9 protein-coding genes are annotated in these 10849 nt (G+C 72.6%); 5 read left to right on the top strand and 4 right to left on the bottom strand.

The features are described 5' to 3' along the window. Window positions 1–88: 88 nt before the first annotated feature. The 3 genes from ASG88_RS01535 (at window position 89) to ftsY (ending at window position 2024) form a co-directional block, all read left to right on the top strand. Window positions 89–541: an acyl-CoA thioesterase gene (locus ASG88_RS01535; protein WP_056886016.1), complete on the top strand. Its 453-nt coding sequence runs from the start codon at window positions 89–91 to the stop codon at window positions 539–541. A 105-nt stretch (window positions 542–646) separates the two neighbouring features. Next, the gene (locus tag ASG88_RS01530; protein WP_235534676.1) at window positions 647–835 is read left to right on the top strand and encodes a hypothetical protein; all 189 of its coding nucleotides are present in this window, start codon (window positions 647–649) and stop codon (window positions 833–835) included. A 31-nt stretch (window positions 836–866) separates the two neighbouring features. Further along, window positions 867–2024, top strand: coding sequence for a signal recognition particle-docking protein FtsY (gene ftsY, locus ASG88_RS01525; RefSeq protein ID WP_056885631.1), 1158 nt, complete (start codon window positions 867–869; stop codon window positions 2022–2024). Window positions 2025–2048: 24 nt separating this feature from the next. Here the strand turns inward: ftsY and ASG88_RS01520 are convergent, their stop codons facing one another. From ASG88_RS01520 to ASG88_RS01505, 4 genes are read right to left on the bottom strand one after another with little or no spacing between them, the layout of a single operon-like run. Beyond that, window positions 2049–4952, bottom strand: coding sequence for a glycosyltransferase (locus tag ASG88_RS01520; protein ID WP_056885630.1), 2904 nt, complete (start codon window positions 4950–4952; stop codon window positions 2049–2051). Window positions 4953–4974: 22 nt separating this feature from the next. Then, window positions 4975–7092 carry a glycosyltransferase family protein gene (locus ASG88_RS01515; protein WP_056885629.1) on the bottom strand — a complete coding sequence of 706 codons (2118 nt, stop codon included), beginning with the start codon at window positions 7090–7092 and terminating at the stop codon, window positions 4975–4977. Further along, the gene (locus ASG88_RS01510; protein ID WP_056885628.1) at window positions 7089–7919 is read right to left on the bottom strand and encodes a hypothetical protein; all 831 of its coding nucleotides are present in this window, start codon (window positions 7917–7919) and stop codon (window positions 7089–7091) included. The genes ASG88_RS01515 and ASG88_RS01510 overlap by 4 nt, the downstream gene beginning before the upstream one ends. Then, the gene (locus ASG88_RS01505; RefSeq protein ID WP_082599779.1) at window positions 7916–8917 is read right to left on the bottom strand and encodes a glycosyltransferase family 2 protein; all 1002 of its coding nucleotides are present in this window, start codon (window positions 8915–8917) and stop codon (window positions 7916–7918) included. The genes ASG88_RS01510 and ASG88_RS01505 overlap by 4 nt, the downstream gene beginning before the upstream one ends. Before the next feature lie 214 nt (window positions 8918–9131). Between ASG88_RS01505 and ASG88_RS01500 the strand changes: the two genes are divergently transcribed. Together ASG88_RS01500 and ASG88_RS01495 are read left to right on the top strand one after the other, a co-directional pair. Then, window positions 9132–10454, top strand: a complete 1323-nt coding sequence (locus ASG88_RS01500) for an ammonium transporter (protein WP_056885626.1) — start codon at window positions 9132–9134, stop codon at window positions 10452–10454. Beyond that, window positions 10451–10789: a P-II family nitrogen regulator gene (locus tag ASG88_RS01495; protein ID WP_056885625.1), complete on the top strand. Its 339-nt coding sequence runs from the start codon at window positions 10451–10453 to the stop codon at window positions 10787–10789. The genes ASG88_RS01500 and ASG88_RS01495 overlap by 4 nt, the downstream gene beginning before the upstream one ends. Window positions 10790–10849: the final 60 nt, after the last annotated feature.

Below are 10849 nucleotides of genomic sequence, written 5' to 3'. Positions count from 1 at the left end.
CGTGAGGGCACCTCCACGGGCAGCCGAGCGGTGCACCTGCGCACACTCGGTGCCGACCGCCGGGCAGTCACGACCTAGGGTGGCCGCCGTGAGCGAGCGAGCCCCCCTGCCGACCCGAGCCGACTACGTCGCCTGGCGCACCGTGACCACCCGCTGGCGCGACGACGACGCCTACGGCCACCTCAACAACGCGACGTACTACGAGCTCTTCGACACCGCCGTCAACGCGCACCTCTTCGAGGCGACCGGCACCAACGTGCGCCACCTGCCGCAGATCGGCGTGGTGGCCGAGACGTCGTGCCGCTACTTCCGCGAGATCGGCTTCCCGGAGCCCATCGAGATGGGGCTCGTCGTCGACAAGGTGGGGACGTCCTCCATCGTCTACCGGATCGGCCTCTTCCAGGGGGACTCCGACGAGGCGGCCGCCGAGGGGCGCTTCGTGCACGTGTACGTCGACAACGAGCACGGCGCCGGCAACCGGCCCGTCGTACCCATGCCGGACGCCATCCGCGCCGCGGTGGAACCCCTGCTGCGTGCCTGACCTCCGGTGACGGTGGTCACGGTGCGACACGTGGAGGATCCATCCGGAATGGGGATCTCCTGCCGGCTGTGCCACGCTGGAGGTCAGGTCCGCCGTACTCGGGAGATGAAATCCATGCTCGTGATCACCCTGGTGATGGTCTTCGTGCTCGTCGCAGCCGCTGCCGTCGTCGTGTACGTCGCCTACCCGCACCGCGGCGAGGACGTGCCGGTCGTGCCGCAGCTGGGTGACGCGATGCGCAAGGGCGTCGACGCCCTGCCCACCATCGGCGAGTTCGAGGACATCCGCGCCTGAGCGCATCCGCACCGTCTGGTTGGATTGCCCCATGGGTGACTGGCTGTATCTGATCATCGGCATCGCCGTCGTCGGCGTGCTCACGCTCGTCGGGCTCGTCACGTCGGGTCGCCGACGCAAGGGCGTGCCTCCGGCCGGAGGCACCGACGTCATCGCGCCGCCGACCGAGGCGCCCACCGCGCCGCCGACCGAGGCCCCGCCGGCCGGGGCGGACGTCGAGACCGCCGCGCCGCCGGAGGCAGCTCCCGAGGCGCCGGTCCTCGACCAGCCGGAGAGCACCGCCAGCCGGCTCGTCCGGCTGCGACAGCGCCTCTCGCGCTCGCAGGGGACCCTGGGGCGCGGCCTCCTGGCCCTGCTCAGCCGGGACCGGCTCGACGAGGACACCTGGGAGTCCATCGAGGACACCCTGCTCACCGCCGACATCGGGGTGGCCCCGACCCAACAGCTCGTCGACCGTCTGCGCACCCGCCTGCGCGTCGAGGGCAACACCGCCAGCGACGCCCGTGAGGTGCTCCGCGAGGAGCTCATCGCCCTCGTCGACCCCGACATGGACCGTCGCCTGCAGGTCAGCGGCGAGGACGGCAAGCCCGGCGTCGTCCTGGTCGTCGGCGTCAACGGCGCCGGCAAGACCACGACGGTTGGCAAGATCGCCCGCATCCTGGTCGCTGAGGACCGCACCGTGACACTGGGTGCCGCCGACACGTTCCGCGCGGCCGCCGTCGACCAGCTCGCCACGTGGGGCGAGCGGGTGGGCGTCGAGGTCGTCCGTGGCCCCGAGGGGTCCGACCCCGCCAGCGTGGCCTTCGAGGCCGTCAAGCAGGGCGTCGAGCAGGGCATCGACACCGTGCTGGTCGACACCGCCGGTCGCCTCCAGAACAAGGCCGGCCTCATGGACGAGCTCGGCAAGGTCAAGCGCGTCATCGAGAAGCAGGCCCCGGTCACCGAGGTGCTGCTCGTCCTCGATGCCACCACCGGACAGAACGGCATGGTCCAGGCCCGCGTCTTCAGCGAGATCGTCGACGTCACGGGCATCGTGCTCACCAAGCTCGACGGCTCGGCCAAGGGCGGCATCGTCGTCGCCGTCCAGCGCGAGCTCGGCGTCCCGGTCAAGCTCGTCGGGCTCGGCGAGGGTGCCGACGACCTCGCCCCCTTCGACGCCGCCGCCTTCGTCGACGCCCTCCTGGGCTGACAGCAGGCCCGGGCCTGCCCGGGGTCAGCGCTGGCGCGCGCGCAGCGCCGTGACGGCGTCCTCGACGAGCGTCGCGGCGCGCTGGTCGAAGGTGTGCTCGGCGACGATGCGCCTGGCCAGCTCGCGGCGGGTCTCGTGGTCCGGGAACGCGGTGTACGGCGGTCGCACCAGCCGGGCGAGGTCGTGCTCGTCCGCGAACGGCTGCACCAGGGCCCCGAAGGTCTCGTCGAGCCCGGACACCTCGTCGGTCGCGATCCGGGCGCCGCAGGCGGCCGCGTCGAAGAGCCGGTTGGACAGGAACGAGTCGCGCCGCATGTCGGCGTGGTGGTCGTTGAGCACCACGCCGGCCGAGGCGTAGAGCACGCCGACCTCGTCGTTGGGGACACCGCTGGAGGCCACCATCTGCGGGTCGAGGTACTCGTCCCAGTCGACGCCGTGCACGGTGAGGTCGGCCTCGGCGGCCAGCGCGGTGCGGACGGCGTGCCGGAAGACCCCGCGGGAGTTGCCCACGAACAGCACTGCCGGACCGGTGTCCGGAACGCCCCGGTCGGGGTGGAAGTAGCGCGGGTCCGTGCACTGCAGCAGCGGACTCACCCGGAGGCCCCAGTCGCGACGGACCTGGGTGGGCCAGCTGACGCTGGCCGCGTAGACGAGGTCGAAGCCCTTGATCTCCTCGGCCGTCACCAGGTCGGGGTGGCTGATGATCCACTCCATGTTGAGGGCGTCGGGGTGGGGTGCCACCAGATCGAGACCGCGCAGCACCAGCACGACGTCGTCGTGCTCGCGCGAGGTGCGGTGCCGGGCGTCGCGGGAGTCGACCGAGACGTCCTGGCCACAGCGCTCGAGCGCGGCGGCGAGGGAGCGGGCGAAGTGCGTGTCACCCCAGCGCTCGCCCCGGGGACCGGCCGGGGCCGCCGTGTCGATGGTCCAGCGCAGTCGCGGCGGGCTCTCGTCGATGCCGAGCACCGGGCGCACGACGTGCTGGTGGAGGAGCACCGAGTCGGACTCCGGGTCGTCCGGGTCGGCCGACACCCGCTGGGTCCTGACCCCGGTGACCTCGAATCCGGCCGCGCGCCAGAGGCGGGTGGTGCGGTCCTCGGGGATCTGGTGGCGGCGCGAGCGCAGCGCCGACATGGCGACCTTGAGGTCGGCCGGATCGGCGTACGCCGTGCGCGAGGTCACGGTCACGTCCGGCACCAGCAGGCTGTGGCCGGCGCCCGTGGCGAGCGCGCGGAGCCCGAGATCGGTCTCGGCGAGCACGTCCTCGAAGAGCGGGTCCAGGCCGCGCAGGGCCGTCAGCCGGCCCGCCTCGAGGGCGACGACGGGGGACGCAGGCGCCGGGATCTCGGTACGCCCGAGACGCCGTGCATCGGACGTGGGGTGACCCGAGAAGAGCAGGCCGAGACGGTCGTCGGCCCGGGGGAAGCCGGCCCCGGCCGACAGGACGAGCCCGCGGCGGTCGAGGACCAGCGGCTGGACGAGGGCGACGCCCTCGTGGTGCACGGCGGCGGCCAGCGGACCGATGATCCCGGGCGCGGGCTGGGCCTCGGGCCGGACGAGCACCACCGTGTCGCCGGAGCTGTGGGCGATGCCGATGTTCATGGCGGAGGAGATGGACGTACCGGCCGGGACCGAGACGCTCGTGACCCCCGGCAGCAGGCCGGCGAGCGCTGAGGTGAGCAGGTGGGGGCCGCGACGGTCGCGCGCGGTCACCACGACGACGTCGACGTCGGCACCTCCGGCGAGCAGCCAGTCGATGGTGCCGCGGCTGCCGGCGCCCATGGGCAGCACGACGCTCGTCTGGCCCACGACCCGGGCGGTCGCCTGCGCGGCCTCCCAGTTGACCGTCTCAGGGGCCTGCTCGGTGACCCCGCGCAGCAGCACCAGGGGGTTGGCCCACTCCAGGTCACCAGAGCGCAGGCGGCGTACGAGGTCGGCGACCGCCTCCTCGGACTCGCCCTCGTCGAAGCCACCGAGCCCGGTGATCACCGAGCGCCGCAGCAGCGTCGTCCCGAGGTCGAACTGGGACGTGGTCACCAGCTCGCCGGAAAGACGGGTCTCGCGCCCGGGGAAGGCGTGCACGGCCGAGCTGTCGCCGGCCCGGAGCACCCCCACGCCGCGGGCGAGGTACTCGGGGTGCCACAGGTGCCCCGGCTCGAGGAAGGCGACGAACTCGCCCCGTGCCCGCTGGAGGCCGCGGTTGAAGGTCCGGCCCAGCTGCGTGCGGGAGCCCATGATGACTCGCACGCGGGAGTCCCGGGCGGCCATGTCGGAGGCGATGGACCCGGTCGCGTCGATCGACCCGCGGTCGAGGACCAGCAGCTCCCACTGGTCGAGGGTCTGGGCCTGCAGGGCGGCGATCGTCGGCCCGAGCAGGGGCCCGACGTCCTGGGCGCTCATCAGGACGGTGACCACCGGGCCGGTGGTCTCGGGGGAGTGCTGGTGGGCGCCGGGGTTGGCGTCGAGGTAGGACAGCACCTGCCACTCGCGAGCGGCCCGCAGCGCGTTGTCACGGAACTCGCCCCACGAGATGTGCGGGTAGCCGCGGCGCACCGGGAGCGGGGTGTCGCGGGTGGCGTGCGCGGCCCACCAGGCGAGCGGCCCGAACTCGTGGTCGCGGGCGGCGGCGTTCTCCTCGTGGATCCGCTCGGTGTTGATGAGCGGGTGCGGGGCCAGCCGGTTGCGCCGTGGCCCCTCGGTGACGTACCAGAGCGACGGCGGCAGCTCGCCGGCCTGCCAGACGCCCTTGCCGGGGAGCCAGGTGGCCTCGAAGAGCGGGTGCGGGGAGATGTCGGGGGTGTTGATCACCGCCCGGGCGGCGTCCTCGGCGGAGCCGGGCTCGGTGCCGAGCTGGGCGGCGATCCAGTCGAGGTCCAGCAGGCCGGAGGCGACCAGGTCGCGTGCCGAGTGCCGGGCCGCGGAGCTCATGGGGGGTTCGATCACGGCCCGGTCACCCCGTCGCCCGTCGGGGAGCCCGCTCGCTGCCGAGCAGCGGCTCGATGAAGGTCGCGAAGTCGTCGGCCATCTGCTGTGGCGGGCGGGACCGGGCGGTGGCGAGCGAGGCCGCGCGGGCCGTCGCCGCGTTGTCCGCGTCCTCGACGAGGTCGTGGACGGCGGCCCGCAGGGTCTCCTTGAGCGAGCGGTCGTCGCGCGGGTTGAAGAGGCGCACGTGCGGCTCGTCGGCCAGGTCGAGCAGGGCTCCGGTGCGCGGGCCGACGATCGGCAGCCCGAAGGTCTGGGCCAGCCAGAAGACCCCGGAGTTGAGGATGCGGGAGTAGGGCAGCACGGCCAGGTCGGCGGCGCCGAACCAGACCTGGAGCTGGTCGTCGGGCACGTGGGAGAACTCCGAGATCACTCGCGGAGACTGCTCGCAGCGTCGCTTGAGCCCGGCCGTCTCCTGCGTCTGCGCCGGCTTGCCGGCGACCAGCAGCTGGAGCGTGGGGTCGTCGTCGGCGAGCTCGTGGAAGACGTCGAGCAGCCGTCCGAGCCCCTTGTAGGGCCGGATGCCGCCGAGCGCGACCAGCACCTTGTCGTCGGGGCCGAACCCGAGCTGTGCGCGGGCGGCCTCGCGGCTGATCCACTGCGGGTAGCGGCCGAGGTAGCTCGAGTGCTCGATGACGACCACCTTGCGGGGGTCGAGGCGCAGCACCTCGGAGGCCTGGCGGGCGGTGATCTCGGCCAGCGCGTGGATCGTGTCGGCCCGGTCGGCGAGCAGCTGGGCGAGCTGGGTCTCCGCCCACACGTGCTTGGCCTCGTGGGGCAGCACGTTGTGCAGCGTCCAGACCAGGCGACCACCGGCGGCGCGGAACTTGTGGAGCGCCGCGCTGAAGCGGTCGAGCTCGATCGCCGCGCGGTAGGGGCCTGCGGCGTACTGGAGGATCGGCGTGGTCCAGTGGATGTTGATGGTGCCGGGCACCGCCGAGACCGCGCGGTTCTCGAGGTGGCTGATCACGTCGGTGACCGCCACGGGGTAGGCGTCGACGGAGTCGAGGCCGGCGAAGAGCATGCCCTGGTAGGGGTTGGCCCGGTTGTAGTCGGGGAAGTAGTGCAGCGCCCTGGCCGGCGGCGGCACCTGCTCGGAGCGCAGCCGCGCCCGCACGAGGCCGTCGAGCTGCGCGGCCCGGTGGTCCCACGTGTGGGCGTCGAGCACGCCCTCGCGGAGCGCGGCGGCCCGTGCGGCGGTGCCCTCCGGGTCCGCCGTCAACGCGGTGATGACCTCGCCGAGCTCCTCGGACGTGGTGTACGTCGGGAGCTCCAGGCCGACCTCGACCGCACCGAGCCGGGAGTTGAGCACGGGCAGGGCGCCGGAGGCGAGTCCCTCGTAGACCAGTGCGGACAGCGTGCCGTGTCCCACCGCCGACTCCGGCATCTCGCTGACGCTGAGCAGGGCGGTGCCGAGCACCTCGGGAGCACGCAGCCAGGCGACCGGCGCCTCGAGCCGGCCCAGGAGCCCGCCACGCATGTTGCGCGCCGGCTCGGCGTGGACCGCGAGCGGCACCTCGAGCGCCAGGTCGGTGATCAGCGGCTGGATGCTGCGTCCGCGGTCGACGTGCACGCCGATGCTGACGACCTCCTTGCGCGGACCGGCGGCGGGGACGAACAGCTCCGCGTCGACCCCGGTGCGCAGCACCTCGGTCGCCCGCGGCGTCCGGCGCAGCAGCGTCACCCGGCCGATCTCGGACCCGCACAGGACGCGGTCGAAGGCCACGAGGTGGTCCAGGGTGGCCCACTCGTCGATGCTGTCGTGGGCCCACGCGACCTTCCAGGCGTCGGCCGGCGCCAGCGACGGGTCCACCTCGGGGGTGGCCGCCACCCAGACGTCGGTCGAGCCACCGAGGTGCCAGCGGTGCTGCGGGACGAGGCGTACGCCGTGCCCGCGCTCGACGAGCGCGAGTCCCAGGCCGGCGGCGGCGACCAGGTCGGCACCGGGGTTGCGCAGGTCCACCGAGCGCACCAGGAACGTGTAGCGGTCACCGTCCCCGGACGCGAGCTCGCCGTCCACCAGTTGGCGGTAGCCGGCGCGCCGGCGGTCGAGGGCGCTCAGCTCGTCGGCGTCGACCGTCGTCACGGGGACCGCCTGCGGCGCGCCCGCTCGACCATCGACGCCACCGTGCGGACGGCGCGGGAGTCGTGGGTCAGGAAGAGCTCGTCCGCGAGCTCCGCGGCGCGGGCCTCGGCGAGGTCGCGCTCGCGCGCCACCTGGGCGACCCGCGCCCGGAGCAGGACGTTCTTGTGGCGCAGCCGCTGGAGACGGTCCTGGAGCTCGGCGACCTGGCGGTCCATGGCGAGCAGCTCGTCCTTGCCCAGCTGCATCTCCCGGGCGATGGTGGCGCGCTCGCGACCCAGCAGCTCGCGGGTGCGCTCGAGCTCGTGGGCGAGGCGACGGTTCTCGGCCGCGCTCGCCTCGTCGGCCTCGGGGGACAGGGGGCGGGCGGTGGTGAAGGAGGGGAAGCGGGCCACGGTGACGTGGCGACCGTCCTCGGTCGCCGCCTCGCTCTCGAGGGTGAAGCCCGCGGACTGCAGCGGCGTCGTCAGGTCACGCGCCCCCGAGACGACCACCAACCCTCCCGGGACCAGGGCGCCGGAGCCCAGCGTGCGCAGGAAGGCGTCGGGGGAGGGTCCCTCGTCGAGGACGCCCTCGACCACGACGACGTCCACGGGTGCCACCAGGAACGGCTGGACCCACCCGTCGGCGCGCTCGGCCAGGTCGACCTCGGGCCCCCACTGCTCGTCGGCGCCGGCGTCGAGCGGCCACCGCAGGCACTCGACCTCGCGGTCGTGCTCCTGGGCGAGGCGGCGTGGCACGGTGGAGGGCTCCACGCCGATGTGCAGCACGCGCGGCCCGCCGGCCAGCGTGCTGTCGATGACCGCCGTCGTGTCGTCCCTGGCCCTCATCGAGCGTCTCCCTGGTCGTCGGGCCACGGCACGTGCGAGACCTCGTCGTTGCGTCCGTCCCGACCGGCGCGGGCGTCCTGGGCCGCCCGTTCCACCAGGGCGTCGAACTCGCCGAGCCACTCCGGCGCCGCCTTGCGCACCGTGCGGCGCCAGTTGCGCACCCACTTGCCGCGCAGGTGCGCCAGCGCCGCCTCGGGATCCCCACCGAGGGCGCGCTCGACGAAGAGGTAGCGGTTCCGTGTCATGTAGTACAGATGGTAGGGCGAGGGCAGGGCCCCGCTCGACCGCTTGTGGTGCACCATCCGGGCCCGCTGGTCGACCATCACCCGCCACCCGGCCCGGTGGGCACGTCGGCACCAGTCGGTCTCCTCGAAGTAGAGGAAGTAGTCCTCCGGCAGCGGACCCACCGTCTCGAGCGTGGTCCGGCGGGCCAGCAGCGAGGCCCCGGTGACGTAGTCGACCTCGATCCGGCGCGGGGCGGGCGCGTCGTCGACGGCCCGGCCCTGGTGCACGTGCCGGGTCTCGCCGTGCTTGTCCACGTCGACCACGCCGCCGTCGAACCAGATGGTGGCGGGCTCGCCGGGGTGCACGATCCGGGGGCCGACCACGCCGCAGTCGGGCACGTCGTCGAAGACCTGCAGCAGCCGGGGGAGGGTCTCGGGCTCGACCCGGGTGTCCGGGTTCAGCAGCCAGACGTACTCGTTGCCGCGATCCAGGCAGCGGGCGATGCCGACGTTGCTGCCACCCGCGTAGCCGAGGTTGCCGCCGCTGCTGATCACCTCGGCGCGACGACCCAGGAGGGTGCGCAGCTCGTCGGCGGACTCGGGGGAGTCGGAGTTGTCGACCACGACGATGTCGAGGTCGAGGTCGCGCGAGGCCTCCAGCGACTCGACGCAGGCGACGGTGTCGTCCGCGCTGTCGTGGTTGACGAGCACGACTCCGGTGCGGCCGGGCTGGTGCGCGGGCGCAGCCGGAGCGTCCCGTGGGCTCCCGGTCATGCGGCGCAGTGTAGACGGCGGCGACCCGCCCTCTCGCGCTCACCCGCGTTCACACGGACGTAACACGACGGGCGGATCTGTTGCCTCGCCGCAACACGAGGCGGCGTACGAGGAAACCTCCCCCGAGCAGGGTTCTGGCCAACAGGTGGTCCGCTGCGTGACACCGTCGTCAGGCCGACGCGGACCACCCCCTCGAACGTTCCCTGGAGGTTCTGTGGACGGCTACTACGCCTTCATGCTGGTGGCGACTGCCTTCGTCCTGATGATGACGGTGCCCGCGCTGGCCCTGTTCTACGGCGGCATGTCGCGATCCAAATCCGTGCTCAACATGATGATGATGTCGTTCATCGCGGCGGCGATCGTCGGCATCCTGTACGTCGCAGTCGGCTGGTCGATGGGCTTCGGCGGTGAGGGGACCTTCTTCGCCAACCCGTTCGAGCTGCTCTGGCTCGACGGCGTCACCACCGACAACTACATCTACGTGATGTTCCAGATGACCTTCGCGATCATCACCGCCGCGCTGATCAGCGGTGCGGTCGCCGACCGGCTGAAGTTCTCGGCCTGGGTCGTTTTCCTGCCCCTGTGGGCGATCATCGTCTACTTCCCGATGGCGCACATGGTGTTCAGCTGCACCGACGACTCGCTCATCTGCGGCCGCATCGGCGCGCAGGACTACGCCGGCGGCACGGCGGTCCACATCAACGCCGGTGTCGCCGCCCTGGTGCTCGTGCTGCTGCTCGGCAAGCGCATCGGCTGGCCCAAGGACCAGATGCGTCCGCACAACCTGACGCTGACCATGCTCGGCGCGGGCATGCTGTGGCTCGGCTGGTACGGCTTCAACGTCGGCTCCATCGTCTTCGGCACCACCTTCGACGAGGACCCCGACGCGTTCCTCGCGCAGTTCTACTCCGAGACCGGTCGCACCTTCGCCAACACCACGCTGGCGACCTTCGCCGCCATCCTCGGCTGGCTGCTCATCGAGCGGCTGCTGCACGGCAAGGCCACCTCGCTGGGTGCCGCGTCCGGCATCGTGGCGGGCCTCGTCGCCATCACCCCGGCGGCCGGTGCCGTCGACATCGAGGGCGCCGTGGCCATCGGCCTCATCGCGGGCGGCGTCTGCGCCTGGGCCGTCAGCCTGAAGTACAAGCTCGGGTACGACGACTCGCTCGACGTGGTCGGCGTGCACCTGGTCGGCGGCATCATCGGCACTGTGCTCATCGGGTTCTTCTCCACCTCCGACGGAGCCGGCGGCATCGACGGCCTGTTCTACGGTGGGGGTGCGGGGTCGCTGGGTGACCAGACCCTCGGTGTCCTGGTGGCCGTCGCCTACTCCGGTGTGCTGACCGCGATCATCGCGCTGGCCATCAAGTACACGATCGGGCTCCGTCTCGACGAGGAGGACGAGGTCAACGGCATCGACCTCGCCGCCCACGGCGAGTCCGCCTACGACCTGCACAGCGGCACCAGCGGTGGCGGCACCGGCATCCTGGCCGCGAGCACCACCAGCACCTCGAGCACCGAAGGAGCCAACGCATGAAGCTCGTGACCGCAGTCATCAAGCCCCACAAGTGGGAGGACGTCCGCGAGGCGCTGGAGACCTTCGGTGTCACCGGCATGACCGTCTCGGAGGTCAGCGGCTACGGCCGCCAGAAGGGCCACACCGAGGTCTACCGCGGTGCCGAGTACGACATCGCCCTCGTGCCCAAGATCCGGATCGAGATCGTCGTCGACAGCGCGGACGCCGAGGACGTGGTCGGCATCATCGTCAAGACGGCGCAGACCGGCCGGATCGGCGACGGGAAGGTCTGGGTCAGCCCGGTCGAGACCGTCGTCCGGGTCCGCACCGGGGACACCGACGAAGCTGCCCTCTGAGCTGACCCGTCCACTGGCCCGTCGGGACTCGTCCCGGCGGGCCAGTGGCGTACCCGGACG

This window comes from Nocardioides sp. Soil777 (assembly GCF_001428425.1).
Taxonomy (GTDB): Bacteria; Actinomycetota; Actinomycetes; order Propionibacteriales; family Nocardioidaceae; genus Nocardioides; species Nocardioides terrigena.
This window is presented reverse-complemented; position numbering and strand designations above follow the sequence as displayed.

Excerpts from the sequence above, each read along its gene's own strand:
- ASG88_RS01530 (WP_235534676.1), top strand. The coding sequence starts at position 647 with ATGAAATCCATGCTCGTGATCACCCTGGTGATGGTCTTCGTGCTCGTC.
- ftsY (WP_056885631.1), top strand. The coding sequence starts at position 867 with ATGGGTGACTGGCTGTATCTGATCATCGGCATCGCCGTCGTCGGCGTG.
- ASG88_RS01520 (WP_056885630.1), bottom strand. The coding sequence starts at position 4,952 with ATGAGCTCCGCGGCCCGGCACTCGGCACGCGACCTGGTCGCCTCCGGC.
- ASG88_RS01510 (WP_056885628.1), bottom strand. The coding sequence starts at position 7,919 with ATGAGGGCCAGGGACGACACGACGGCGGTCATCGACAGCACGCTGGCC.
- ASG88_RS01505 (WP_082599779.1), bottom strand. The coding sequence starts at position 8,917 with ATGACCGGGAGCCCACGGGACGCTCCGGCTGCGCCCGCGCACCAGCCC.
- ASG88_RS01495 (WP_056885625.1), top strand. The coding sequence starts at position 10,451 with ATGAAGCTCGTGACCGCAGTCATCAAGCCCCACAAGTGGGAGGACGTC.